We start from the raw sequence: 24,357 nt of genomic DNA on the forward strand, positions 1-24,357 counted from the left end.
CTGGGAAGCCCACGGGCCTACCGACAGGCGTGGGAGGCGACATGGCGTGGGGCACGGAGCCGCCGGCAACCGACAGCGATCGATGATTCCGACGGGGTGGCGACCCCTGGCGGCCGTCGGCCGTACGGCCGTCGCGCACGCCGGCGCCGTCGTGGCCGGACTGGCCCGGGCCGCCGGGATCAACCAGCGGGGTGTCTGGTCCCGGCCCGGCCGCCACCACATCGAGGTCCGGGGCGTCGCCGAACCGGCCGGCGGCCGGCTGGGCCGACGGGTCGAGGCGGCGCTGTCCAAGGTCCCCGGCGTGGCCTGGGCCCGGATCAACCCGCCGACCGGTCGCGTCGTCGTCGCCGTCGAGCAGCCGGGGCCGAGCCTCGACCAGCTGATGTCGGTGATCAGCGGCATCGAGCGCAACGACGGCTACGCCCCCGACCCGGACATCGACCCGCCGCACCCGCCGGAGGAGGGGCCGCGTACCGGGCGGGCCGTCACCACCCTCGCCGCCGACACGCTCGGCCTCGGCCTCGCCGTCGCGACCCGGGTACTGCCGTTCACCTCCCTACCCGGCGAGTTCGCCGGCCTGCTCAAGGTCGTCGACCTGCACCCCAGGCTGCACATGCTCGCCGGCAAGGGACTCCAGGGCGCCCCGCGCGCCGACTCGGTGCTGCCGCTGGCCGAGTCGCTGGCCCACGGACTGTCCGGCGGCTGGCCCAGCATCGTGCTCGACACCGGCAGGCGGCTGCTGGAATGGCAGGAAGCCCGCGCCGAACTCGCCGCCTGGGAGAAGGCCGAGGCACGGCTCACCGGCACCCCGGAACGGGCCGCCGCGCCGTGCATCGCACAGGACCGGCCGGTCGCCAAACCGGACGGCCCGGTCGAGCGGTACGCGGTCCGGGTAATGGCCGCCGGGGCCCTCGCCGGCGCCGCCACCCTGCCGTTCGGCGGCGCCAAGCGGGCCGCCGCCGTCGCCCTGTCCACCCTGCCGAAGGCCGCCGCCGCCGGCCGGGAAGGCTACGCCGCCCGGCTCGGCGCGCTGCTCGCCCGCCGGGGCGTGGTCGTGGTCGACCGCGACGTGCTGCGCGAACTCGACCGGATCGACACCCTCGTCGTCGACCCCGAGGTGCTGCGGTCCTCGCGGGCCGTGCTCACCGACCTGGTCCCGCTACCGGCACCCGACGACCGGGCACCCGACGAGCAGGAGACCGTCGCCCGCGCCTTCGCCCTCTTCGACGCCGACCACCCCACCGGCCGGCACACCGCCGACGGCTGGGAACTCGCCCCGGTCGGCGACCTCGCCCCCGGCGCCGGCGCCGAACAAGTCGGCGAACTGCGGAAACGGGTCGACACCGTGCTCGGGCTCGCGCACGACGGGCGGCTCGTCGCGCTCGCCGGCGCCACCGCCGAACCCGCCCGCGCCAGCCAGGTCCTGCCCGACGCCGCCCGCCGGGCCGGGCTGCGACTGGTCGTCGCCACCCCGGACACCGTCCCGCTGGCCTCGACCGTACGGGACCTCCAGGCCGACGGGGCGATGGTCATGCTCGTCTCCGGCGACCGGCGGGCACTGGCCGCCGCCGACTGCGGCATCGGCACCGCCCGCACCGACGGCCTGCCCGCCTGGGGCGCCCACCTGATCGTCGACACCGACATCGACGTCGCCGCCATGGTGGTCGAGGCCGCCGGCGGAGCCCGGCGCATGATCCAGCAGTGCATCGTGCTGTCCGGCGCCGGCACCGGCCTCGGGGCGGTGACGGCGCTCACCAGCCCGCCCGGGGACCTGCCGGGCCGGTCCCAGATGCCGCTGCACCTCACGGCCGCCGTCGCACTCGGCAACGGCGTCTGGCGCGCCAACGAACTGCCCCGCAACCCGCCGACGCCGCCCGCGCCGACCACGCCGTGGCACCTCATGCCGGTACCGGTCGTCTTCGACCGGCTCGGCAGCGGGCCGGCCGGCCTCACCGACGAGGAGGCCGGCCGGCGGGTCCGGCAGACCGGCGGCGAACCACCCGCCGGCGCCGGCTTCGCCCGCGCCTTCGTCGACGAACTCGCCAACCCGCTCACCCCGGTGCTGGCACTCGGCGCCGGCCTGTCCGCGGCCGTCGGCTCGGTCGTCGACGCCGGCCTCGTCGGCGGGGTCCTGGCCCTGTCGGCCCTGGTCGGCGCCGCCCAGCAGGCGGCCACCGAACACGCCCTCGGGCGGCTCTTCGCCCGCGCCGAGGTCACCGTACGGGTCCGGCGCGGCGGCACCGAACAGACCATCAGCGGCGCCGACCTCGTCCCCGGCGACCTGGTCCTGCTCTGCCCCGGCGACGCCGTACCCGCCGACTGCCGGGTGATCGAGGCGGTCGGCCTGGAAACCGACGAGTCCTCGCTGACCGGCGAGTCGCTGCCGGTGGGCAAGGACACCGCCGCCGTCGTCGCCGGCGAGGTCGCCGACCGCAGATCGATGGTCTACCAGGGCACCAGCGTCGCCGCCGGCCACGGCGCCGCGGTCGTCGTCGCCACCGGCGCCGACACCGAGGCCGGCCGCGGCATGGCACTCGCCCGCGGCGCCGCCCCGGCCAGCGGCGTCGAGGCCCGCCTCACCCACCTGACCAGTTCGTCGCTGCCACTGGCCGCCGGTGCGGCGGTCGCCGTCGCCGGCGCGGGACTCCTGCACGGCGTACCGCTGGCACAGACCGCGGCGACCGCCGCCAACCTGGCCGTCGCGTCCGTACCCGAGGGCCTGCCGTTCCTGGTCTCCGCCGCGCAGCTCGCCGCCGCCCGCCGGCTCGCCAACCACGGCGCCCTGGTCCGCAACCCGCGCACCATCGAGGCGCTCGGCCGGGTCGACGTGCTCTGCTTCGACAAGACCGGCACCCTGACCGAGGGCCGGTTGCGGCTCGCCGGGGTCGGCGACCCGGGCCGGTACGCCGCCCTCGACGAACTGTCCGACGAACTGCGCCCGGTGCTGGCGGCGGCGCTGCGGGCCACACCCGAGGCCGACGACCCGGCCGACCTGCCGCAGCAGACCGACGCCGCCGTACTGGCCGGTGCCCGCGCCGCCGGGATCGGGCCGGACACCGGTTCGCCCGGCTGGCACCTGACGGCGGCACTGCCGTTCGAGGCGTCCCGGGGCTACCACGCCACCGTCGGCGGCCCGGACGGCGCCCTGCTGCTCAGCGTCAAGGGCGCCCCGGAGGTGGTGCTGCCACGCTGCTCCCTGCGGCGCGACCCCGGCGGCGACGTACCGCTGGACGCGGCCGGCCGGTCGGCGCTGCAAGAACTGCTGACCGGGCACGCCGCCGCCGGGCAGCGGGTCCTCGCCGTCGCCGAGTGCCCGGTCGCCACCACCTCGTCGGTCGCCGACGGCGACGTCGAAGGGCTGACGTTCCTGGGCTTCGTCGCCCTGGCCGACGTCGTACGCGACAGCGCGGCACCGGCCGTCCGGCGGATCCGGGAGGCCGGCGTGCACACCATCATGGTGACCGGCGACCACCCGGCCACCGCCGCGGCGATCGCCGCCATCATCAGCACCGACGGGCCCGGCCAGCGGGTCGCCACCGGAGCCGAACTCGACGCGCTCGACGATCCGGCGCTCGCCGAGCGGCTGGCCGCGACCGACGTCGTGGCCCGCTGCACCCCGGCCCACAAGGTACGCATCATCCAGGCCCTGCGCGGCGCCGGCCGGACCGTCGCGATGACCGGCGACGGCGCCAACGACGCCCCGGCGATCCGGCTCGCCGACGTCGGGATCGCGCTCGGCCAGCGCGGCACCCCCGCCGCGCACGCCGCCGCCGACCTCGTCGTCACCGACGACCGGCTCGAGACGATCATCGCCACCCTGGTCGAGGGACGGGCCATGTGGTCGTCGGTACGGCACGCGCTGAGCGTCCTGGTCGGCGGCAACCTCGGCGAGATCGCCTTCAGCGTCGTCACCGCCGCCGTCACCGGCCGCTCCGCGCTGAGCTCCCGCCAACTCCTGCTGGTCAACCTGCTCACCGACCTGGCACCGGCGATGGCGATCGCGGTCCGCCCGCCCCGCCCGGAGGCCGGCGTCGACCTGCTCGCCGAGGGCCCGGACGCGTCGCTCGGGGCCAGCCTCAACCGGGAGATCGGACTGCGGGCCGGCGCGACCACGTTCGGCGCCACCGCCGGCTGGACCCTGGCCCGGGCGACCGGCCGCCGCAAGCGGGCCGGCACGGTCGCCCTCGCCGCCCTGGTCGGCACCCAGCTCGGCCAGACGGTGCTGACCGGCGGCGCCAGCCCCGCCGTCCTGGCGACCGCGGCGGTGTCCGTTGGAGCACTTGTGGCGGTGATCCAGACGCCGGGGCTGAGCCAGTTCTTCGGGTGTACGCCGCTCGGCCCGGTCGGCTGGGGGATAGCGACCGGCTCGGCGGCCTGCGCCACGGTGGCGAACACCGCCCTGGGCCGCCTGATCCTCCCCGGCACGAACCCCCGCCCCACCCCCGATCAGGCCGCCCCGGACGGCGCCGCCCCCGGTGCTGCCCCCGCTCCCGCTGGTGCCGCTCCCGCTCGCGCCGCCGCTCCGGATAGCCGCGCCGCTCCGGATGGCCACGCCGATCAAGGGGATGTCTCGGGCATTACGGGGCAGGATTCCGGCAACAAGTCCTAGATCGGCGAGCCCGGCCGGCGCGGCGTACGGCCCGGCGAGGCCGACCGCCGAGTCGATCAAGGCCGAACCGCCCCGGTCGCGCCGATCGAGGGGATGTTTCAGGCATTACGGGGCACGATTGCGGCAACGAGTCCTCGATCGCGCACCACTGCAAGCGGATGGCGGCGGCCGAGCGTGATGGCAAGGCCGAGATCGATCAGGCGGTCATGACAGCACTGAAGTGGTCGGCTACCTCGTCGGCGATGGACTCCGCGTTCTCGGTACCGTCCACCTCGATCACCCGTATGCCCAGGGCGGTGGCACGCTGAGCGGCGTCTGCGGCAAGGATTCTGTCGCGTTCCAGGCGGCTACGCCGGGCTTGTTCAGGATCGGACAAGTCCACGCCGAACACACCCGCCCGGGATAGAGTCGCGGCCTGGTGCTCGCGCCACTCGTCGGTGGGAACCAGCACGACCGCGCGACGCAGATCGTCGGCGACGGTGGCGATGAGGTCGGGCCGGAGGTTCCAGCCGTCGGCCAGGATCGGGTGCGGGGAAACCAGAGCGCGCAGGTCGTCCAAGACCCAGGGAAACCTCTCGGCGAAGTCGTCAAGGGCGCGGACCGCCATCTCGCGCGCGGAGAGCTCGCTCCAATATGCCGGCCAGTCTGTTGGTGGTTGCCCCTGACGGGCGCGGGCCGCGTTCCGGCGATCCTCGTGGGCTCGGGAATCATGGTAGTCGCAGTGGTAGTGGGTGAGCCCGTACCGGCTGGTCAGGATGGCGGCGACCGTGGTCTTGCCGGCCCATTGCGCGCCACCGATCCAGAGCACGTTCCTGATGGTCCCGTCGTAGGTCCAACGCATGGCGCCGAGCCTGCACCCACGAGCACCAAAGAGAAAGTTGTTGCGTGGGTGGGCAACGCGCGGACGGCCCGTACAGGCGGCGCGGGGCACGGGCGGTGGGCGGCACCACGGGCGCCCACGTACCCCACAGCCCACGTACCCACAGCCCACGTACCCCGGCCCACCTCCCCCTAACGGACCGGCGTCGGGGGAGCGCCGATCGCCGCCGCCAGTTCCCGGCGGTCCCGGATGCCGAGTTTGCCGTACGCCCGTTGCAGGTGGTTCTCGACCGTCCGCACCGACAGCACCAGCCGCTCGGCGATCTCCGGGTTGCCCAGCCCGGCCGCCGCCAGCGCGCTCACCTCCCGTTCGCGCGGGGTCAGCGGGCCGGCCGGGTCCGGTTCGTCGAGCCACGCGGGCCAGAACCCGGCGCACTCCTGGCGCAGCCGCTCGACCCGGCGGGCCAACCGGCTCGCGGTACGGCCGTCCGGCGGCTGGCAGCGGGCCGCCTGCACCGCCGCCTCCAGCGCCAGCAGGTCGTACCGGTGCTCCTCCCACGCCTGGCTGATCTCCTCCAGCCGCAGCGGGTCGCCGGCCGCCAGCGCCTCGGCGTAGTCGGCGTACCAGCCGAACAGCGGGGTGTCGCACAGGTCGGCGATCCGGCGGGCCTCGGCGGCGACGGCCGCCGACGGCTCCAGCCGCGACCACAGGTGCACGGCGTCCATCCCCACCGACAGTTGCCCGCCGGCCAGGAACGCGTCCGTCAGCTCCCGCAGCAGCGTCACCGCCCGGGTCTGCTCGCCCGACATCGCCAGCAGCCACGCCTCGCTCAGCCGGGCGTAGTCGCCGGCGGAGCTGCCGTCCGGGACCAGCCGGGTCACCTCATCGAGCGCCGCCCAGCCCTCGTCGAACCGGCGCCGGTGCGCCGCCCACCAGGCCCGCATCGCCAGGATCTTCACCCGGATCGGGAACACCGTCGCCGGATCGGTCACCGCCAGCGCCTCGTCGATCCAGCGGGAGGCCACCTCGATCTGGCCGCGTTCGCCGGCGCAGATGCCGCGTGCCATCGCGATCAGGCCCACCCCGTCCGGCGCGCCGTGGGCGACGGCGTCGGCGTAGTAGCGTTCCGCGGCCTCGGTCGCCTCCACGATGCGACCGGCCATCACCAGCGCCTGCACGTGGCAGGTCTGGGTGGCGGCCCGCATCGTCGGCCACACCTCGGGCAGCGCCGGGTCGCCGGCCGCGAACGCGGCGGCGACCTGGGCGGGCGCCCCGGCGAAGACCATCACGTACGGCCGCAGCGGCGCGATCGCGGTGGCCAGCAGCGGGTCCTGCGACGGCTGTTCCAGCGCGGTCGCGATCGTCGCCAGCGCCTCGTGGCCGCGGCCGCAGAACACCGCGATCCCGGCCTGCGCCGACAGCAGCTCGTGGTGCACCCCGTCCGGTAGCGTCCGTTCGGCGTCGGCCAGTACCCGCAGGGCGTCGTCGGGACGGCGCAGCCCCCAGAAGAGGTTCAGGGCGCGCAGCGCGGCGGCCTGCGCCCGGTCGCGGGGCACCTCCATCTCCGCGTAGCCGCGCCGCAGCCGGTCGTCGGCCTCCTGGTGCCGGCCGAGCGCGACCAGGGCCCGGCCGGCGTGCCACGCCCCGGCGGCGGTCGGCACCCGTTCGGCCAGCCGCAGCGCCAGCCCGGCGCCGCCGCGGCGCAGCGCCTCGGTCGCGGTGCCGAGCAGTTCGGCCGGGTCGACCTCGAGCCCCGCCTCGACCCGCCACGACACCACCTGGATGCGGTCCTCGACGCCGGCCGTCTCCGGTTCCAGGGCATCGGCCAGCTCGCGCAGGATCCGCCGGGTCCGTAGCCGGCCGGTACGGGCCCGCACCGCCTCGCCGTACAGCGGGTGGCCGAGCCGGACCACGGTGCGCTGGCCGGTCTGGTCGAGCCGGATCAGGCCGCGCTCCTCGAGGTCCTCGGTGACGTCGGCGGGCACCAGCCGTTCGAGCAGCGGCAGCGGGACCGGGGCGCCGTACGCGACGTACGCCAGCGCCGACGACTCCGCGGCGGTCAGTGCGCCGACGGTCAGCCCGACCACCTCCGGCAGCCCGGGCGTGCCCAGGTGCTCGGGCCGCCAGTGCCACATGCCGTTCTCCCGGCGCAGCGCCGCGTCGGCGAAACCGGCCCGCAGCACCTCCCGTACGAACAGCGGGTTGCCCAGCGTGAGCCGCCACAGCGCGTCGAGGGTGAGCCCGTCGGCCGGGCCGTCGAGCAGCGTCGAGACCAGATCACGGAAGTCGGCGAACGCCAGCGGTGCCACCTCGACCCGGGCCAGCGCGCCGGCCCGGCGCAGCAGCGCGACCGGCGGGGCGTCGACGGTGGCGTCGAGGGTGCTGGCCAGCACCTGCACGGAGCCGCCGACGACGAGCCGTTCCAGCAGGGCGGCGGAGGCGTCGTCGAGGAAGTGCAGGTCGTCGACGCCGACCACGACCGGCCGGCCGGCGGCGATGGCGTGCAGGCGGCGCTCCACCTCACGGAACACGTCCGTGACGCCGAGGGCCGCGCCGGGTAACAGGTCGACGACCGCGCCGAACGGCACCTCCCGCCAGCCGGGCGTCGCGGCCAGCCGGACGACGGCGGCACCGGCCCGCTCGTGGTCGTCCAGGGCCGCCGCGGCGAGCCGGCTCTTGCCCACCCCGGGCCGGCCGACCAGCAGCACCCCGCAGCCCGGTACGGCGGTCAGCGCCCCCGCGATCCGCTCCCGTTCGTCGTCGCGCCCGACCAGCGGGCCGTCCACCGACAACCGATCCGCAACCATCCGCATCCCCGCGTCCTCCAGCTACTCATGCGGTTTACCGGCAAGTTAGACAGCGGCGTCTAGCGGCTGAACGGGGCGGGTGCGTGCGGGTCGTATCCTCTTCGCCCGCCCCGGCCGGCCGCCGGTCGGCCCGGTCCGGTCCGGTCCGGATGAGTAACCGCTCTCCGGCCGCGCCGTGACTTTTGAGTACCCGGCACTCAGGCGGGGGGGCCGCCGGGCCGCCCACACTGGGTCGGCATCCGAGGTGGACGACGACAGGCGGCGACGATGAACCCAGCGGTGACCGGGATCCACAACGGACCCGACCGCGAATCGCGTCCGCTATCCGACACTTCGACCGTACCGACCGGCCTGCGCCGGTTCGGTGCCCTTGTCTCGCCGTACGGGCTGGTCGGCGCCGTGACCCGGCTGCCGGCCGCCGACGGGGAGGCCGACCTGCCGACCTTCGTCGCCCGGCTCGGGGACCCCGGCCCGGTGCTCGACCCGCACCGCCGCTGGTCGCACCGCCCCGAGCACGGCAACCTCGACGGCGCGGGCGGCGACCTCGACCCCGCCCGGGCGGCACACCTGGCCGTCGCCGAGGCCGTCGAGCGGTACTCCTCCTGCGCCGTCGACCCCGACCGGACCATCCGGGCCAGCGCCGACGAACTCGGCGCCGAGGCGGTCGACCTCGACTCGTGGCCGCGCTGCTCGCCGGCCGAACTCGCCGACCCGCGCTGCGGCCTGGTCGCACCCGACCGGGCCGCCCCGCGCCGCTGGGTACGCGGCTGGTCGCTGACCGCCGACCGGCCGGTGTACGTGCCGGCCGCCCACGTCTGGCTGAAGAACCCGCCGGAGTCGGCGGCGGAGGCGGTCACCAACCCGACCTCGACCGGCTGCGCGGCGCACACCGATCCGGTCGCGGCCGTCGTCGCCGGCCTGCTGGAGGTCGTCGAGCGCGACGCGGTCAGCCTCGCCTGGCTGCAACGTCTCCGGCTGCCCCGGCTGGCCGCCGACCCGGCCGGCCTCGACGACCGGTCCCGGGAGCTCGTCGGCCGGGGTCGGGTGCCGTACGTGCACACGCTGCTCTTCGACGCGACGACCGACCTCGGCATCCCGGTCCTGTTCGGCCTGCAGCTCGCCGACCACGACCGGCACCTCGCCCAGCTCGTGGCCGCCGCCTGCGTGGCGGATCCGCGCGCGGCGGTGGCCAAGGTGTACCGCGAGGCCGCCGCCCTGCGGATCGCGCTGCGGGCGGCGGCCGCCGCCCGTACGCCGCCGGCCGGGCCGGACGTCGCCAGCGTCGTCGACGGGGCGATCGCACTCGGCCGCCGCGACCGGCGGCACCACTTCGACTTCCTGCTCGACGGCGACCGCCCGGTACGCCGTCTCGCCGACCTGCCGGCGCCGCCGCCGGGGGAGCCGATCACCGTCCTGTACTGGCTGCTGGCGCGGCTGCGGGCCGGTGGCTGCGAGGTCGTCGTCGTCGACCTGACCACCGACGAGGCCGAGCAGGCCGGCGCGGTCGTGGTCCGGGTGCTCGTACCGCAGCTCATGCCGCTGTCGTTCGTGCACCGGGCCCGCTACCTCGCCCACCCCCGCCTCTACGCCGCCCCGGCCGCCATGGGTCATCCGGTGCGCGCCGAGGCCGACGTCAACCCCGTACCGCAACCGTTCGCCTGACCGACCGCACCACGGAGGACCACGATGTACGCCACCGTCGAGCGAGACGTGCGCGATCAGGGTGCCCGGCTTGAGCCGGCCACCCCGACGCTGCTGGTCGTCGCGTCCGGCGACTTCGGGCACCGGGTCGCCGCGCGGCTCGCCGCCGGCCATCCCGGCTCGACCGTCACCGACCGGCCGGTGAGCCGGCCGGCGGCGGACATCGTGGTGCTGGCCGCCGGCCACGACCGGCCCGCGCTGGCCGACGCCGTCGACCGGGCCGCGTACGCCGCCCGCCGGCCCTGGTTCCCGGTCCTTCTCGACCACCCCCACCTGCGCTGCGGCCCGGTCGTGGTGCCCGGGCGCACCGCCTGCCACGACTGCTTCCAGCGCCGCCGCCGGCAGCACGGCGGCCCGGACACCGGGACCGTCGAACGGCCGATCCCCGGATACGCCGACCACCACGTCGGGCTCGCGGTGGCGCTGGCCCGCCGCGCCGTCCGCGACGCCTGGACGCCGTCCGGCGAGCGGCCCGGCGGCTGGGTACGTACCGTCGACCTGGTCACCGGCACGACCGGGCGGCACGGGGTGGTGGCGGTCGACCGCTGCCCCCGCTGCCGGCCGCCGCGCGACCACGCGGCACGACTCGACGACCTCGCCGCGCGCCTGCGCCGGCCCGGGGAACCCGGTGTGCCGGACGCCCGCCGCGAGGGGACCGGGGGCCCGGCATGAGCGGCGTCGTCACGGCCGGGTTCGTGGCGCGGGCGGCGCTGACCGACCGGCGGTTCGCGGTGCCGGTACGGCCGCGTACCCGGCGTGGGGTGCTGACGTACCGGGCCGGGGACGGGCTGGTCATCGACGGCGTGGCGCGCCGCAAGCGCCTCGGCGGGGCCGCCGTCGACCTGGTCGCGCGCCTGCTGCCGTTGATGGACGGCAGCCGCGACCACCCGACCCTGGCCGCCACGCTCGGCATCACGCCCCGGGCACTGTTCCAGGCGGTGACCCTGCTGTGGGCCTGCGGAGCCGTCGAGGAGGCCGCGCCGGCCGGTGCCGACGTGACCGCGGTGCCCGACCACCTGGCCGACTTCCTGTCCCGGATCGGTGACGCGACCGGCGCCGACGCCGCCTGGGAGCTGACCGCCGCCCGGCTCGCGGCCGCGCACGTCGAGGTACGCGGCGACGGCCCGCTGGCGGCGGCGCTCGCCACCGAACTCGGCGCGCACATCGCGGTGAGCCGGGGCGCGGGGCCGTTCCCCGCCGGTGCCGCCACGCTGGTCGTGCTGGCGGCAGCGGCACCGGACGACGACGCGGACACGGTCGCCGACTGCTGGCGGAGCGGCATCCCGCTGCTGTGGGTGTCGGTCCGCGACGGCGTCGCCCACCTCGGCCCGTACGTCGATTCCCGGTTCACCCCGTGCCCCGCCTGCGCCACCGGGCGCCCCGCCGGCCCACCCGATCCCGCTGGCCCACCCGACCCCGACGATCTCGCGCTCGCCGCCGCGCTGGCCGCCAACGAGATCTTCGGGCTGGTCGGCAGGGCCACCCAGGTCGCCCTGCCGATGCGGTGGCGCGGCGTCGACCTCACCGATCTCACCCAGGAGCGGCACGCCGCCACCACCCGCCCCGGCTGTCCCGACTGCTCGGCCGTGCCGGGCGAGCCGGGCGAGGCGCCGCCGGCGGCCCGCTACGAGGCGGCGGTCGGCCGCGCGCCCCGGGACTTCCCCGACGCCGGGCGGCACCGGGCGCACTACCGGCCGGCCGGGCCGGCGTCCCGCCGCGCCGCGAAGACGTGGCCGCTCGCGCCGCGTACGCCGCTGCCCGCGCCCGCGATGGACCTGCTGCGCGACGGCCGGACCGGCGACCGGGTCGACCTGGCCGCGGTCGGGGTGCTGCTGGCGGTCTGTGCCGGCTGGCGCGGCGAGACCCCGGACCGGGTGCTGCGCTGGACCGCGACCGCCGGAAACCTCGGCTCGGTCGTGGCGCACCTCGTGGCCCGCGACGTCGCCGGCCTGCCCGCGGGCGTCTACGGCTACGTCGCCGACCGGCACGCGCTCGCCCGCCTCGCGGACCTGACGGACGGCGTACGTGGGACCGCGCCCGCCTCGATCGTGCTCACCGCCGACCTGCGCCGGGCGGTCGGCGAGTACGACGCGACCGCGCTGCGCCTGGTGCTGCTCGACGCCGGCTGCGCCCAGGCCGCCACCGGCGCCGCCGCGATCCCGCTGGGCCTGACCGCGCCGCCCCGCCCGGAGTGGGACGACGCCGGGCTCGCCGCCGTGCTCGGCGTCGACCGTGCCGCCGAACCCGTCACCGCCGTGATCGACCTGCTGGAGCGGGCGGTGGACGGGCGCGCCCCGGGAGACCGGGAGGTGCCCGCGTGACCTCGCCCGCCGGCCTCGCGCTCGCGCTGCTGCGCTCCTTCGACGCCACCCGCCCGCCCGCCGAAGGGCTCCCGGCCCTGCCCGCGCTGCCCGCCACCGGGCCGCCGGTGGCCGTACCGGCCGCCTTCGGACGACGGTCCGACCTGCTCACCGCGCTGTCGCGCCGGCGGGCGGTACGACGGTTCGCGGCCACCCCGCTGCGGCTGCCCGAACTCGGCGCGGCCGTCGCGGCGGGGATCGCGGCGGACCGCCGGGACCGGCCGACCGAGGTCGACCACGACCCGCTGGAGGTGCTGGTCGTGGCGTTGCGTGTCGACGGCCTCCGGGCCGGTGTCCACCGCTACGACGCGGCCACCCGGACCGTCACCCCGGTGCTGCCGCTGCCGAATCGGGACGCCGGCGCGGACCTGCTCGCCGACCCGGAGTTCGCCGACGCCGGCGCGATCGTCACGATCCTCGGCGACATCGGGTCGGCCACCGCCCGCCGCGACGGGCACGGCTACCGGCTGCTGCTGGCCCGCGCCGGCGCCGCCGCGTACGCGATGTGGCTCGACGCGGTCGCCCGTGACCTGGTCGGCTGCGTCTTCGCCGGCCTGGTGCCGGCCGCCGTACGCCGGCCGTTGCACTGCGACGGCGTACGCCGGCAGCCGTTGTTCGCCGTCGCCCTGGGAAACCCCACAGCCACCGGGTGAGCGCCGACCCCAGCGGGCGCTCACCCGGTGTCCCGGCCGGTCACGGCCGGGACGGTCCGATCAGAAGGAGGCAGTCATGGAGCTGACGAACCCGGTGGAACTCGACCTCTACGCCGAGGACCTGGAGGAGTCGGAGTACGGGGCCGGCAACGGCGTGAGACCGGCGGCCCGCACCGCGCCGTTCTGCGAGGGTCCGCTCGGCAGCGCCGGGTGGGCGCCGTTCGGCAGCCCGGCCTGACGCCACGCGCGCGGGTGGATCAGCCGACCTCGAGCGGCAGCCGGGGGTCGCTGGTCCACTCGCGCAGCGAGCCGTCGTAGACGGCGACGTCGGGCTCGCCGAGCAGGGTCAGCGCCAGCGCGTCGCCGGTCGCCGCGATCCCGCCACCGCAGTACGTGACCTTGCGGCCCGGCCGGGCCAGTACGTCGGCGAAGATCTCGCGCAGCTCGTCGACCGGCCTGAACGTGCCGTCGGCCGGGTCGAGCAGCGCGCCGACGAACACGTTGACGCTGCCGGGGATCCGGCCGGGGCGGGGGTAGCTGTTGGTCTGCGTCGCGTGGTGGTCCTGCGGCGACAGGCTGTTGATCAGGCATGCCCCGGAGCCGCTCTCGACGACCCGCTCGACCTCGGCGAGTTCGGCGAACAGTTGCGGGCGTGGGCTGCCGACGAACCCGGCCGCCGGGTAGCTCTCCGCGCCGGCGCGGGTCGGCCGGCCCTCCGCGGTCCACTTGCGGAAGCCGCCGTCGAGCACGGCGACGTTGTCGAAGCCGTTGGCCCGCAGCAGCCACCAGACCCGGGTGGCCCAGAACGGGTCGAGCGAGTAGACGACGACGCGGCTGTCCGGGCCGATACCGAGGCGGCCGGCGGCGGCGGCGAACCGGGCCGGGGACGGCTTGGTGAACCAGCCGCCGTCGGGCTCGGACAGGTCGTCGATGATGTCGGCGAACGCCGCGCCCGGGATGTGGGCGGCGAGGTAGTCGTCGTGTCCGGACCGCTGGCTCCACTGCGTGCTGCCCGGCTCCGGCGCGGCCAGGTGCACGGTCGCGTCGAGGATCCGTACGTCGGGGTCGTCGAGGTGGTCGGCGAGCCAGTCGGTGGAGACCAGTGGGGTGGGCAGGGCCGTCATCGCGTCACTCCGTCACAGTCGTCGATCGCCTACCGGAAAAGTAGGGTCTATTCGACGTACAAGCTGGTCCAGAGCTTGATCATTCCGGAACGTGTCGCCGGTCACCGCAGGTGCCGGCCCGGCCCCGGCGCTGCCGTAGGGTGACCCGGTGTCCCCGTCCCGACCGCGAACCCGACCGGCGCGGGTGCCGGCCGAGCCGGCCCGGCCGCGGCCGCCGGCGTCACTCGACCCGGCCGTGCTGCCCGACCACGACCTCGACACCGAGGCCGGCTACGAGCGGCTCGGCTTCGTCGACCTCGACCTGTCCGGCCGGCGGGCCGAGGCGGTCGAGTTCACCCAGTGCCGGATGCGCCACACCACGCTGGCCGGTACGACGCTGTCCCGGGCCCGCCTCACCGACTGCCTGGTCGAGAGCGGCGACTGGGCCAACCTGCGGATGCCGTCGGCGACCCTGCTCCGGGTGCGGGCCGCCGACTCGCGGATGACCGGCTTCGCCCTCGTCGACGCGGTCGCCCGCGACGTGGTGTTCGAGGCGTGCCGGATGGATCTGTCGGGCTGGCGGTTCACCCGCTTCACGGCCGTACGCTTCGAGGGCTGCAACCTCACCGGCGCCGACTTCACCGGTGCCGACCTGGGCGGGGCGGCGTTCGTCGGCTGCGACCTGACCGGCGCCCGGTTCGACAACGCCACGATGACCGGCACCCGGTTCCGCGACTGTGTGCTGCTGGACGTGGCCGGGGTGACGAGCTGGCGGGGCGCGGTCGTCGAGGCGGCCGACCTGATCCAGTTGGCCCACGTCTTCGCCGCCGCCCTGGGCGTACGCATCGCCCCCGAGCCCTGAGCTTCGGGGGCGGCCCGGGCGCCCCCGAGCCCCCGCGATCTTGCAGTTGTCTCCCGCCTTTGTCTGGGTTTGTCGGGTGACTAGTGCAAGATCGCGGGGGAGTGGGGGTTACATGCCGCAGGACGGGGCGGACCAGCCGCCTACCGCGGCGACGTGGGTGTGGTCGTTGTGGCCGGGGTAGCCGGGACCGAGGATCTGCCGGAAGCCGTGGTAGCGGGCCTGCTGGGCGAGGCGGCACAGGGTGTGCGGGCCGGCGCCGAGGTCTACGGCGTCGCCGTAGAGGTGCCGGCTGTTGCTCGCGCCGCCGACCGCGCTGTTGCACGAGTAGCTGCGGAAGCCGCTGGTCACCCGGATCGACTGGTCGCCCAGCGCGCGCCGCAGCGCCTGGAGCTTCCACATGCTGACCAGCGCGTTGGCGCGGGCGGTCGCGGCTGACACCGCACCGCCGGACCAGGTGCTGTTGCACTTGTTGAGTTCGGCGTAGCTGAAGTTGACCGGGGTGCAGTCGTTGTCCTGCAGCGCGTAGATGCGGTTGAACGTGTTGGGGCCGGCGACGCCGTCGGCGGCCAGGCCGTACGCCTGCTGGAAGCGGATGACGGCCGAGCGGGTGGCCGGGCCGAAGACGCCGTCGATGGCGAGCTGGGCGTTGTAGCCCGGGTAGCCGGCGACCCGGATCTGGAGCTGCCGTACGTCCTCGCCCGAGGCACCCTGCTGGAGGGTGCGGCCCCAGGTGTAGCAGCCGTCGGCGTAGGCGGGGGACGCGCCGACGGTGGCGCCGACCAGTGTGGCCGCGGCTGTGAGGACGAGCGCCGCCAGCATCTTCGAAGCACGTCTGAACATTCGTGAGCCTCCATTTGTGGTGGGGATCAAGCGCATCGACGAGCGTGACTGAGAAGGGGATCTATGTCAATATCTGACAGCCGTTCGTAACATTCGGAAACTTTCCTGCCCGAGAGTGGCGGTGCGGTGCCGTCCCCCAGGGGCCGCCGGATGCCGTTCGGTGGGCGGTCGACAGCCGCCGTTGCGGGATTCTTCGCCTGTGCAACGAGGCCGGTCCGGCCGGCCCGCGCAGACCTGGCGTCGACACCGGGTCGAGCGGTCGCGGCGACGGAGGGTCGCCGGATCGGCCGGACCGGAACGGAGAGACGGATGGGATTCGGACGATCGGCGTCGGTGGCGGTCGCCGTGGTCGCGGGCCTCGTCGCCGCCCTCGGCGGCGCCGCCCCGGCCGCCGCGCGCAGCGGATACGGATACGACAACCAGGACCCGTACGACAGTGGGTGTGCGTCCTCCATGGTCCTGCTCCAGACGGTCGACATCGTGACCTTCTCCGCCACGAGTGTCGGCACGGGATAGCTCTGGTACGGCAGGAACTGCGGGACCAACTGGATCTCCGTACGGACGAGGTTCGCGGCGCCGACCGGATGGCCCGGCGGGATGACGACGAACATCTACCGCGACACGCCGCCCGGGGAAGCCCGGTTCACCTGGACGCAGCCCTGGGTCGCCGGCGCGGTGAGCTGGAGCGACATGCTCTACGCCCCGGTCGAGTGCGTACGGACGATCGGCGCCGTCGACTCCGTCCACGGCGTCGGCGTGGGGTGGATCCACCAGCCCGGGTGCTGAGCCGGTCCGGTGTCCGCCCGGTCCGGTGCCCGCCGGCCCGGCGTCGGTGAGCGCTCACATTGCATCGATCAGCCTCGACGCGTAACCTTCGTCCCCGAGCCGGGACAATCGTCACACGTCAGCGGGCCGGGCACGTCCGCGAGCGCAGGGGCAGCGCTCGCCAGGGCCCATGCCCGTGGCGTACGCCGTCGTGCCCCGGCTCCGGGGCCGGCCCTCACCTTCGAGGCAGCTCATGAGAAGACCACTCACCGTCGTCGGCGCCGCGATCGTCGCGCTCGCCGCCTCCGCCCTGATGTTCGTACCACCGGCCCACGCCGCGGTCGGTCTGCACATCGACGGGACCACCATCGTCGAGGCCAACGGCGAACCGTTCGTCATGCGTGGGGTGAACCACCCGCACGTCTGGTTCACCGGCGAGACCGACTCGTTCGCCGACGTCAAGGCGCTCGGGGCCAACACCGTGCGCGTCGTGCTGGGCACCGGCAAGCGGTGGGGCCCGTCCAACGACGTCGCCGCCGTGATCGGCCTGTGCAAGCAGAACAAGCTGATCTGCGTGCTGGAGGTGCACGACACCACCGGGTACGGCGAGGAGGGCGCGGCCGCCTCCCTGGACGAGGCCGTCGACTACTGGATCAGCCAGAAGAGCGCCCTGGTGGGCGAGGAGAACTACGTTGTGATCAACATCGGCAACGAGCCGATCGGCAACGTGAACGCCGGCCAGTGGACCGCCGCGACCGCCGCCGCGATCCAGCGCATGCGTGCCAACGGCTTCCAGCACCTGCTGATGGTCGACGGCCCGAACTGGGGCCAGGACTGGCAGTCCGTCATGCGGAACGACGCGCAGACGATCCTCGACGCCGACGTGCGGCGGAACACCGTGCTGTCGATCCACATGTACGCCGTCTACAACACCGCGGCGAGCATCGTCGGCTACCTCGACCACTTCGAGGCCAACGGCTGGCCGCTGGTCATCGGCGAGTTCGGCTGGCGGTTCAACGCCGGCGAGGTCGACCACGAAACCCTGCTCGCCGAGGCGGACGCCCGCGACCTCGGCTACCTCGGGTGGTCGTGGAGCGGTAACACCGACCCGATCCTGGACATGGCCACCAGCTTCGACCCCGCCCGGCTCACCACCTGGGGCGAGCGCATCTTCAACGGCCCGCACGGCATCCGGGCCACCGCGCGGGAGGCGACCATCTTCGGCGGAACGACGCCGACCACGCCGCCGACGACCCCGCCCACGACCCCGCCGACGCCCACGCCGCCGGCCGGTGCCTGCACCGCCACGTACACGGTGCTGAACCAGTGGCCGGGCGGGTTCCAGGGTGAGGTGCGGGTGACCGCCGGGAACACGGCGTTGCGGCAGTGGACGGTGACCTGGACGTTCGCCGACGGCCAGACCGTCTCCAACGCGTGGAACGCGACGGTCACCAGCAGTGGGTCGGCGGTGACCGCCCGCAACGTGAGCTACAACGGCACCCTTGCGGCCGGCGCCGGCACCACCTTCGGCTTCCTCGGATCGTGGACCGGGGCCAACCGTGCTCCGGTGGCCTCCTGCTCGGGGAGCTGACCCGGACGGCGTGACGGTCGGGGCCACGGTGCCCCGGCCGGCACGCCGCCGACCTTCTCGAACCCCGCCGTACGGGTGAGTTGCCATCATGGAAACTCGCCCGTACAGTTTCCGTCATGGAAACAGAGTCGAACCCTTCGCCCCGGCAGGCCCGGGAAATGCTCCGCCAACTCGCCGACGACGAGGACGCCGTCCGCTACCCGCCGATCCCGCGCTGGTTCTTCGTCGCGATGGCGGCCCTCGTGGCCGGACTCCATGTGGTCCGCCTCCTGCCGCCGTCCGACGCGGGCAAGGCGAGCCTCGCCCTGACCGTCGTCGCGATCGTTCTCGGGGCGAGGTACTGGCTCAACCGCGAGGGAGTGTCGTGGGCCGCGGTGAAGTTCACCGACATGGCCCCGTTCCTGGCCGTCATGCTCGCCACCTTCGGCGGATGCTGGGCCGTCTCGGCGCTCACCGGCGCCTGGTGGATCTGGATCGTCGGAGGTGTCGTGGCGGCCGCGGTCGTCCTGCGTACCGGACACGTCTACCGGCGGGCGTACGGCGATGGACGCTGAGATCCCCGCCTTCAACGAGATGATCCACGCACCCCACCGGCTGCGGATCTGCGCCATGCTCAGCGCCGCCCGCAAGGTGGAGTTCCAGCACCTGCAGGACCACCTCGGACTCTCCAAGTCCGCGCTCAGCAAGCACCTGACCCAGCTCGCCGACGCCGGCTACGTCCGGCAGGACCGGGCGACCCGCGACCTGCGCAGCAGGGTGTGGCTGTCGCTCACGCCCGAGGGTGCCCGGGCCTACTCGGCCCACGTACGGGCGTTGCGGCAGATCGTCGCGGCCGACGGGAGCTGACCGCGGCGGACCCTCACGCCCGGTACTTGCGCAGTACGGTCTCGATCCACTCGCGGGCGGCGGCCTTGTCGACGCCGAGGTCGGCGAGCACCCCGGTGCCGTTCTCGAACTCCAGCAGGGCGAGCAGGATGTGCTCGGTGCCGATGTAGTTGTGACCGAGCCGGATCGCCTCCCGGAACGTCAACTCCAGCGCCTTCTTCGCCTGCGCGTCGTACGGGATCAGCTCCGGTACCTCGGCCGTCGCCGCCGGCAGGGTGGCGGCGGCGACGTCGCGCACCCGCTCCGGCGGTACGCCCTGGGCGGCGACCGCCTTGACGGCCAGCCCTTCCGGCTCGGCCAGCAGTCCGAGCACCATGTGCGCCGGGCGGATCTCGTCGTTGCCGGCGGCCCGGGCCTCCTCCTGCGCGGCCATGACCACGTTGCGGGCCCGGTCGGTGAAGCGGTTGAAGCCCTGGCTGGGATCGAAGACCGGCACGTCGCCGGCCTTGGCGACGAAACGCTTCTGCGCCGCCTGCTTGCTGACCCCCATGCTGCGGCCGATATCCGTCCAGGAGGCGCCGGAGCGGCGGGCCTGGTCGACGAAGTGGCCGATGAGGTGGTCGGCGATCTCGCCGAGGTGGTCGGCGGCGATGACGGCGGTGGAGAGCCGCTCGAGCGCGTCGGTGTGGACCTTCTTGATGCCCTCGATGAGGTCGTCGAGGCGTACCTCGGCGGGCATCTGAACAGGGTTCGTCATGCGTCAACCATAAGTTGACGACGGACGGTCGTCAACTGGCAGTTGACGCTTTCTCAGTCCGTCAGGAATCCGGCGAGGGTGTCGGTCATCGCGTCGAGCTGCCAGCCGTGGTCGGTGCCCGGCACGGTCACCCGCCGGGCGCGGGGGAGCGCGGCCACCAGCGCGGCGGCGGCCGGCGGGAAGAGCGGCAGCGTCCGCTCGCCGACGATGGCCAGCACCGGCACGTCCACCGCCGACCACTGCCGCGCCCACGGCGCCTCCTGCGCCCTCGTCAGCGCCGCCGCGTCGGCGACCAGCGACGGCGCGATCCCCACCATCACCGGCCAGGCCGGGCCGGCCTTCGAGCCGGCGAGCCACTCCGGCGGCATGTCGCGCATGAAGAACTCGACGGCGCCCTCGTGGTCACCGGCCGCGATCCGCTCCCGCAGGCCGCGAAGGGTCTCCCCGCCGTCGCCCTGCCCCTCCAGCGCCAGCGGTGCCTCCCACAGCGCGAGCCTGGTCGCGCCGACCCCGGCCTGCGCGGCCCACAACGCGATGACCGCGCCCGACGAACTCCCGTAGAGCGCGGCCCGGCCGCCGACCCGCCCGACCAGCGCCGCCAGGTCGTCGATCTCGGACTCCAGGGCACCGACCGACCCGGCGCCGCTCTCCCCGCGCCCGCGCCGGTCGTAGTTGACGACCGTGAAGCCACGGGCCGCGAGCCGGTGGGCGAGCTGGACGGTGTCGGGGTCGAAGGCGCGGAACTGCATCGCCCCGCCGATCAGGATGACCGGTGGCCCGTCACCCTCGACGTCGAAGGCGATCCGGGTCCCGTCCGCCGAGGTCACGAATTCGGTCATGCCACACGGTGGCACGGCCGTACGACACCTCGCGCCGGGTGACCGGTAAGGCCACCTGAAGGAAACCGTAAGGGGGAGCGGGCAGTGTTCCGGGTGTCAACGGAGAACAGCCTGGAGGAAGCAATGCGCAAGATCATCGCGTCGACGTACATCACCCTCGACGGTGTCATCGAGAACCCGATGTGGACGATGCCGTACTTCGACGACGAGGCCGGTGCGTTCGCCGACTCGTTGCAGAAGGGCGCCGACGCCCTGCTGATGGGCCGCGCCACCTACGAGGGCTTCGCCGAGGCGTGGCCGAAGATGTCGGAGGCCGACGGCGCCGGCTACATGAACGGCGTCGGCAAGTACGTCGCCTCGACCACCCTGACCGACCCGGCCTGGAACAACACCACGGTCCTGCGGGGCGACCTGGTCGAGGAGGTCACCAGGCTCAAGGCCCAGGACGGGAAGAACATCCTCATGTACGGCTACGGCCCGGTCGCCCACACCCTGCTCGCCGCCGGCCTGCTCGACGAGGCCGTGTTCTGGATCCACCCGGTCCTCGTCGGTGGTCCCAGCGTCACGTCCCCGCTCGCCGACGCCACGGCGACCCTGGAACTCGCCGGCACCCGGGTCATGAAGAACGGCGTGATCATCGCGACGTACCGGCCGGCGGGGCGGTAGCCGGCGACGGCCGGACCAGGGCCCGGGCCTCCGCCGGGCCCAGGTCGCGCCCCCGCGCGACCAGGGCGTCGAACTCGGCCCGGCCGAGCGCGGCGACCAGCCGGGCGGTGATCCGGTCGAGTGCGTCACGCTCGGCCGGCGCCGCCCCGAAGTCGGCCGCGGACCGGGCCGCCCGCGCCGCGCCCAGCAGCCGGGCCGCCACGCCCGGGTCACCCGCCGCCGACGCCATGCCCTCCAGCGCGCCGACCGCGTCCCGCTGGGCGGCCATCGCCCACGCCAGGTCGAACGCCTCGGCGTGCAGCGCCAGCGCGGCCGCCGGATCGCCGCCCTGCTCGGCCGCGTAGCCCAGCTCCAGCAGGACCATCGGCAGGAACAGCGCCGGCTGGGGGTCGCGGCGACCCATCTCCACCAGGTGCTCCAGGTGGGTGACCGCCACGTCGAGCTTGCCGTCGCGGCGGGCCGCGATGCCCAGGCTCAGTTCCGCGAAGACCATCGCCGCCGGCGCGGCCTGCTCGACCGCCAGCCGGTAGGCCTCCTCACCCAGCTCGCGGGCCCGGGCGTAGTCGCGGGTCTGCACGGCGATCCACGCCAGCCAGGAGAGCTTGCTGCCCACCTCCGGCCACAGCGTCAGCTCCCGTGCCCACCGCAGGCCCTCGTGGTGCATCGCGGCGGCGCGGTCGTACTCGCCCCGCAGGTCGGCGAGGCCACCGACCCAGTCGGTCGCCTGGAGCCGACCCCACCGGTCGCCGAGTTCGGCGAACAGCCGGGCGCAGCGCGTGGCGTCGCGCTCGAGGGCGGCCAGGTCACCGGCGGCGTGCGCCAGCTTGGCCCGGGAGCTGAGCACGGCGGCCTCGGTCCAGCGGTCGCCGGCGTCGGCCGCCACGGACAGCAGCTCCGCGGCCAGGTCCAGCTCGCCGCGGTCGACCAGCGCGTACGCGACGAACCAGGTGACCCGCGGGTCGGCGGCGCGGGCCTCGGCGGGCGACACGTGGGCGCCCTGCAACAGTGCGAAGCCGGCCCGCCAGGCGACCGCCCGGGCGTCGTCGCCGGCCGCCGACAGCGCCTGCGCCGCCTCGGTGAACCGCCCGCGCAGAAACCAGTACCAGGTCAGGGCGACGGCGAGGCGGGACCCGCCGCCGTACGCGAGCGCCAGCCGCAGGTTCGCGTCCTCGGCGTCGAGCCGGGCCAGCCACGACCGCTGTCCGGGGCCGCGCAGGGCCGGATCGGCGCGCTCGGCCAGCTCGGTGTGGTACGAGGCGTGCCGGGCCCGTACGGCGTCGGCGTCGGCCAGCCGCTCCAGCGCGAACGCCGCGACCGACTCCAGCAGCCGGTAGCGCGGGCCGCCGGCCGTCTCGTCCAGGACCAACAGCGACCGGTCGACCAGCCGGCCCAGCACGTCGGAGTCGGCGGCGCAGACCGCCCGGGCCGCGTCCAGGGTGCAGCCGTCGCCGAACACGGCGAGCCGCGCGAGCACCGCACGTTCCCGGTCGTCGAGCAGGTCCCAGCTCCAGCCGATCACCGCGGTCAGCGTGCGCTGCCGGGCCGGCACGTCACGGGCGGAGGTGGCGAGCAGCCCGAACCGGTCGTCGAGCCGGTCGACGACACCGGCCAGGCCGAGCGACCGGACCCGGGTCGCCGCCAGCTCCAGGGCCAGCGGCAGGCCGTCGAGCCGGCGGCAGAGCCGCGCGACGGCCGGCGCCGTCCGCTCGTCGAGGCGGAAGTCGCGCTGCCGGGCGGCGGCCCGGGCCGCGAACAACCGGGCCGCCGCCGACCGGCGTACCGCGTCGACGTCGCCGTCGTCGGCGGGCACGGCGAGCGGCGGTACGTCCCACAGCAGCTCCCCGGTCAGCCCGAGCGGCTCCCGGCTGGTCGCCAGTACGGTGACCCCGGGCGCGTCGCGCAGCAGCCGGGCGACCAGGTCGGCGGCCGGTTCGACCACGTGCTCGCAGTTGTCGAGCACGAGCAGCAGCCGCCGGTGCCGCAGCGCCGCCAGCAGCCGGTCCCCGGCGGCGCCGCCGGCGCCCGTGCTCTCGTGGACGTCCAGCGCGGCGAGGACCCGGTCGGCGACGCCCGGGTCACCGGCCGGCAGCGCCGCCAGCTCGACCAGGTGGACCCCGTCCGGGAACACCGGCCCGTCCACACCGTCCGGCGCGGTGCCGGCCTCCCGGGCGGCCTCGGTCGCCAGCCGCGTCTTGCCGACGCCGCCCGGCCCGACGAGCGTCACCAGCCGCCGCCCGGCCAGCAGGACGCGCAGCTCGGTCAGCGCCTCGGCCCGGCCGACCAGTTCGTCCAACCGGGCCGGGATGCTGTTCCGCACCAGTGCGGCGGCCGGCGGCGGCCCAGGCATCACCAGTGCGGCGGCCGGCGGCGCGGACCTCGGTGGCGCGCTGAGGCCGGCGTCCTGCGCCAGGATCCGGCGGTGCAGGGCGACGAGGTCCGGACCGGGGTCGAGACCCAGCTCGTCGGCGAGCCGGTCGCGCAGGTCGGCGTAGCTGTCCAGGGCCTCGGACTGGCGGCCGGCGGCGTACAGGGCGCGTAGGTGCAGTGCCCGCAGGCCCTCCCGCAGCGGATAGCGGGCGACCAGCGCGGCGAGGTCGGCGGCGACCAGGTCGTGCTCGCCGCGGGCGAGCCGGGCGTCGGCCAGCCGCTCGTGCACGGCGAGCCGCCGCTCGGCCAGGCCGGTCGCCTCGGCGCGGACGAACTCCGCGTCGGCGATGTCGGCGTACGGCTCGCCGCGCCACAGTTCGAGCGCTGCCGCCAGCCGCTCGACGTCGCCCGCCCCGGACAGTTCGGCGAAGCGGTCCGCGTCGACCGCCGTGGTCCGCAGGACGTAGCCGGGCGGCCGGGACTCGACCAGATCGCGGGCGCCCGGTTCGGCGTCGTCGAGGGCCTTGCGGAGCTGCGAGACCCGCACCTGGAGCGCACCGGCGGCGTTCGCGGGCGGGGCGTCACCCCACAGGTCGTCGATGAGCCGGTCGGTGGAGACGACCTGGTTGCGGTTCGCCAGCAGGTCGGCGAGCAGCGCCCGGACCTTGGCCCCGGGTACGGTGACCGGCCCGCCGGCGTCGGTGGTGACGGCGAGCGGCCCGAGTACGCCGAACTGCATGCCGGCCACCCTACAAGCGGTAAGCCGAGCTGAAGCCGGCCGTAAGCGGCGTG

At 75.2% G+C, this 24,357-nt stretch carries 20 protein-coding genes; 13 read left to right on the forward strand and 7 right to left on the reverse strand.

Translation table 11 applies throughout. From position 1 onward, the window contains the following. Positions 1 to 82 precede the first annotated feature (82 nt). Entirely contained in the window at positions 83 to 4,609 is a 4,527-nt protein-coding gene (locus AB0M79_RS29405; protein WP_364219785.1) for a cation-translocating P-type ATPase, read from the forward strand. A gap of 196 nt (positions 4,610 to 4,805) precedes the next feature. On the opposite strand, the gene AB0M79_RS29410 is transcribed toward AB0M79_RS29405, so the two are convergent. Together AB0M79_RS29410 and AB0M79_RS29415 are read right to left on the reverse strand one after the other, a co-directional pair. Then, entirely contained in the window at positions 4,806 to 5,450 is a 645-nt protein-coding gene (locus AB0M79_RS29410; RefSeq protein ID WP_364219788.1) for a hypothetical protein, read from the reverse strand. Between the two features lie 170 nt (positions 5,451 to 5,620). Next, positions 5,621 to 8,242 carry a LuxR C-terminal-related transcriptional regulator gene (locus AB0M79_RS29415; protein WP_364219791.1) on the reverse strand — a complete coding sequence of 874 codons (2,622 nt, stop codon included), beginning with the start codon at positions 8,240 to 8,242 and terminating at the stop codon, positions 5,621 to 5,623. A 261-nt stretch (positions 8,243 to 8,503) separates the two neighbouring features. On the opposite strand from AB0M79_RS29415, the gene AB0M79_RS29420 reads away from it, so the two are divergent. From AB0M79_RS29420 to AB0M79_RS29440, 5 genes are all read left to right on the forward strand, one after another. Then, positions 8,504 to 9,898, forward strand: a complete 1,395-nt coding sequence (locus AB0M79_RS29420) for a YcaO-like family protein (protein ID WP_364219794.1) — start codon at positions 8,504 to 8,506, stop codon at positions 9,896 to 9,898. A 24-nt stretch (positions 9,899 to 9,922) separates the two neighbouring features. After that, on the forward strand, positions 9,923 to 10,609 hold the full coding sequence (locus tag AB0M79_RS29425) for a TOMM precursor leader peptide-binding protein (RefSeq protein ID WP_364219797.1): 687 nt from the start codon (positions 9,923 to 9,925) through the stop codon (positions 10,607 to 10,609). Beyond that, positions 10,606 to 12,258: a tpaE gene (locus AB0M79_RS29430; RefSeq protein WP_364219800.1), complete on the forward strand. Its 1,653-nt coding sequence runs from the start codon at positions 10,606 to 10,608 to the stop codon at positions 12,256 to 12,258. Before AB0M79_RS29425 ends, AB0M79_RS29430 begins: the two co-directional genes overlap by 4 nt. Then, the gene (locus AB0M79_RS29435; RefSeq protein WP_364219803.1) at positions 12,255 to 12,950 is read left to right on the forward strand and encodes a nitroreductase family protein; all 696 of its coding nucleotides are present in this window, start codon (positions 12,255 to 12,257) and stop codon (positions 12,948 to 12,950) included. Before AB0M79_RS29430 ends, AB0M79_RS29435 begins: the two co-directional genes overlap by 4 nt. A 76-nt stretch (positions 12,951 to 13,026) precedes the next feature. Beyond that, positions 13,027 to 13,188 (forward strand): hypothetical protein, encoded by a 162-nt coding sequence (locus tag AB0M79_RS29440; protein ID WP_364219806.1) that lies wholly within the window; start codon positions 13,027 to 13,029, stop codon positions 13,186 to 13,188. A 19-nt stretch (positions 13,189 to 13,207) separates the two neighbouring features. Here the strand turns inward: AB0M79_RS29440 and AB0M79_RS29445 are convergent, their stop codons facing one another. Continuing rightward, positions 13,208 to 14,074 (reverse strand): sulfurtransferase, encoded by an 867-nt coding sequence (locus tag AB0M79_RS29445; protein WP_364219809.1) that lies wholly within the window; start codon positions 14,072 to 14,074, stop codon positions 13,208 to 13,210. A gap of 148 nt (positions 14,075 to 14,222) precedes the next feature. Here AB0M79_RS29445 and AB0M79_RS29450 point away from each other — a divergent pair, with 148 nt between their 5' ends. Beyond that, a complete protein-coding gene (locus AB0M79_RS29450) occupies positions 14,223 to 14,915 on the forward strand; it encodes a pentapeptide repeat-containing protein (RefSeq protein ID WP_364219812.1) in 693 nt (230 codons plus the stop codon). A gap of 108 nt (positions 14,916 to 15,023) precedes the next feature. On the opposite strand, the gene AB0M79_RS29455 is transcribed toward AB0M79_RS29450, so the two are convergent. Beyond that, positions 15,024 to 15,755, reverse strand: a complete 732-nt coding sequence (locus AB0M79_RS29455; RefSeq protein ID WP_364219814.1) for a D-Ala-D-Ala carboxypeptidase family metallohydrolase — start codon at positions 15,753 to 15,755, stop codon at positions 15,024 to 15,026. A 309-nt stretch (positions 15,756 to 16,064) separates the two neighbouring features. Here AB0M79_RS29455 and AB0M79_RS29460 point away from each other — a divergent pair, with 309 nt between their 5' ends. The 5 genes from AB0M79_RS29460 to AB0M79_RS29480 all read left to right on the forward strand — a co-directional run bounded on the left by AB0M79_RS29460 (position 16,065) and on the right by AB0M79_RS29480 (position 18,957). Beyond that, positions 16,065 to 16,271 carry a hypothetical protein gene (locus tag AB0M79_RS29460; protein ID WP_364219817.1) on the forward strand — a complete coding sequence of 69 codons (207 nt, stop codon included), beginning with the start codon at positions 16,065 to 16,067 and terminating at the stop codon, positions 16,269 to 16,271. Between the two features lie 81 nt (positions 16,272 to 16,352). Continuing rightward, positions 16,353 to 16,541 carry a hypothetical protein gene (locus AB0M79_RS29465; RefSeq protein WP_364219820.1) on the forward strand — a complete coding sequence of 63 codons (189 nt, stop codon included), beginning with the start codon at positions 16,353 to 16,355 and terminating at the stop codon, positions 16,539 to 16,541. Between the two features lie 232 nt (positions 16,542 to 16,773). Further along, positions 16,774 to 18,111, forward strand: coding sequence for a cellulase family glycosylhydrolase (locus AB0M79_RS29470; RefSeq protein WP_364219823.1), 1,338 nt, complete (start codon positions 16,774 to 16,776; stop codon positions 18,109 to 18,111). Positions 18,112 to 18,227: 116 nt separating this feature from the next. Further along, entirely contained in the window at positions 18,228 to 18,665 is a 438-nt protein-coding gene (locus AB0M79_RS29475) for a hypothetical protein (protein WP_364219826.1), read from the forward strand. After that, positions 18,655 to 18,957, forward strand: coding sequence for a transcriptional regulator (locus tag AB0M79_RS29480; RefSeq protein ID WP_364219829.1), 303 nt, complete (start codon positions 18,655 to 18,657; stop codon positions 18,955 to 18,957). The genes AB0M79_RS29475 and AB0M79_RS29480 overlap by 11 nt, the downstream gene beginning before the upstream one ends. A 13-nt stretch (positions 18,958 to 18,970) precedes the next feature. Here the strand turns inward: AB0M79_RS29480 and AB0M79_RS29485 are convergent, their stop codons facing one another. Both AB0M79_RS29485 and AB0M79_RS29490 read right to left on the reverse strand, forming a co-directional pair. Next, positions 18,971 to 19,693 carry a Clp protease N-terminal domain-containing protein gene (locus AB0M79_RS29485; RefSeq protein ID WP_364219832.1) on the reverse strand — a complete coding sequence of 241 codons (723 nt, stop codon included), beginning with the start codon at positions 19,691 to 19,693 and terminating at the stop codon, positions 18,971 to 18,973. Positions 19,694 to 19,746: 53 nt separating this feature from the next. Beyond that, entirely contained in the window at positions 19,747 to 20,532 is a 786-nt protein-coding gene (locus tag AB0M79_RS29490) for an alpha/beta fold hydrolase (protein WP_364219835.1), read from the reverse strand. Positions 20,533 to 20,616: 84 nt separating this feature from the next. On the opposite strand from AB0M79_RS29490, the gene AB0M79_RS29495 reads away from it, so the two are divergent. Beyond that, a complete protein-coding gene (locus AB0M79_RS29495) occupies positions 20,617 to 21,198 on the forward strand; it encodes a dihydrofolate reductase family protein (protein WP_364219838.1) in 582 nt (193 codons plus the stop codon). On the opposite strand, the gene AB0M79_RS29500 is transcribed toward AB0M79_RS29495, so the two are convergent. Continuing rightward, positions 21,167 to 24,304, reverse strand: coding sequence for a BTAD domain-containing putative transcriptional regulator (locus tag AB0M79_RS29500; RefSeq protein ID WP_364219841.1), 3,138 nt, complete (start codon positions 24,302 to 24,304; stop codon positions 21,167 to 21,169). The genes AB0M79_RS29495 and AB0M79_RS29500 overlap by 32 nt on opposite strands. Positions 24,305 to 24,357: the final 53 nt, after the last annotated feature.

The sequence above is a fragment of the Polymorphospora sp. NPDC051019 genome (assembly GCF_040683055.1).
Taxonomy (GTDB): domain Bacteria; phylum Actinomycetota; class Actinomycetes; order Mycobacteriales; family Micromonosporaceae; genus Polymorphospora; species Polymorphospora lycopeni.

Excerpts from the sequence above, each read along its gene's own strand:
- AB0M79_RS29480 (WP_364219829.1), top strand. The coding sequence starts at position 18,655 with ATGGACGCTGAGATCCCCGCCTTCAACGAGATGATCCACGCACCCCAC.
- AB0M79_RS29420 (WP_364219794.1), top strand. The coding sequence starts at position 8,504 with ATGAACCCAGCGGTGACCGGGATCCACAACGGACCCGACCGCGAATCG.
- AB0M79_RS29455 (WP_364219814.1), bottom strand. The coding sequence starts at position 15,755 with ATGTTCAGACGTGCTTCGAAGATGCTGGCGGCGCTCGTCCTCACAGCC.
- AB0M79_RS29405 (WP_364219785.1), top strand. The coding sequence starts at position 83 with ATGATTCCGACGGGGTGGCGACCCCTGGCGGCCGTCGGCCGTACGGCC.
- AB0M79_RS29415 (WP_364219791.1), bottom strand. The coding sequence starts at position 8,242 with ATGCGGATGGTTGCGGATCGGTTGTCGGTGGACGGCCCGCTGGTCGGG.
- AB0M79_RS29460 (WP_364219817.1), top strand. The coding sequence starts at position 16,065 with ATGGGATTCGGACGATCGGCGTCGGTGGCGGTCGCCGTGGTCGCGGGC.
- AB0M79_RS29490 (WP_364219835.1), bottom strand. The coding sequence starts at position 20,532 with ATGACCGAATTCGTGACCTCGGCGGACGGGACCCGGATCGCCTTCGAC.
- AB0M79_RS29410 (WP_364219788.1), bottom strand. The coding sequence starts at position 5,450 with ATGCGTTGGACCTACGACGGGACCATCAGGAACGTGCTCTGGATCGGT.
- AB0M79_RS29440 (WP_364219806.1), top strand. The coding sequence starts at position 13,027 with ATGGAGCTGACGAACCCGGTGGAACTCGACCTCTACGCCGAGGACCTG.
- AB0M79_RS29465 (WP_364219820.1), top strand. The coding sequence starts at position 16,353 with ATGACGACGAACATCTACCGCGACACGCCGCCCGGGGAAGCCCGGTTC.
- AB0M79_RS29475 (WP_364219826.1), top strand. The coding sequence starts at position 18,228 with ATGGAAACAGAGTCGAACCCTTCGCCCCGGCAGGCCCGGGAAATGCTC.
- AB0M79_RS29445 (WP_364219809.1), bottom strand. The coding sequence starts at position 14,074 with ATGACGGCCCTGCCCACCCCACTGGTCTCCACCGACTGGCTCGCCGAC.
- AB0M79_RS29430 (WP_364219800.1), top strand. The coding sequence starts at position 10,606 with ATGAGCGGCGTCGTCACGGCCGGGTTCGTGGCGCGGGCGGCGCTGACC.
- AB0M79_RS29500 (WP_364219841.1), bottom strand. The coding sequence starts at position 24,304 with ATGCAGTTCGGCGTACTCGGGCCGCTCGCCGTCACCACCGACGCCGGC.
- AB0M79_RS29485 (WP_364219832.1), bottom strand. The coding sequence starts at position 19,693 with ATGACGAACCCTGTTCAGATGCCCGCCGAGGTACGCCTCGACGACCTC.
- AB0M79_RS29425 (WP_364219797.1), top strand. The coding sequence starts at position 9,923 with ATGTACGCCACCGTCGAGCGAGACGTGCGCGATCAGGGTGCCCGGCTT.
- AB0M79_RS29470 (WP_364219823.1), top strand. The coding sequence starts at position 16,774 with ATGAGAAGACCACTCACCGTCGTCGGCGCCGCGATCGTCGCGCTCGCC.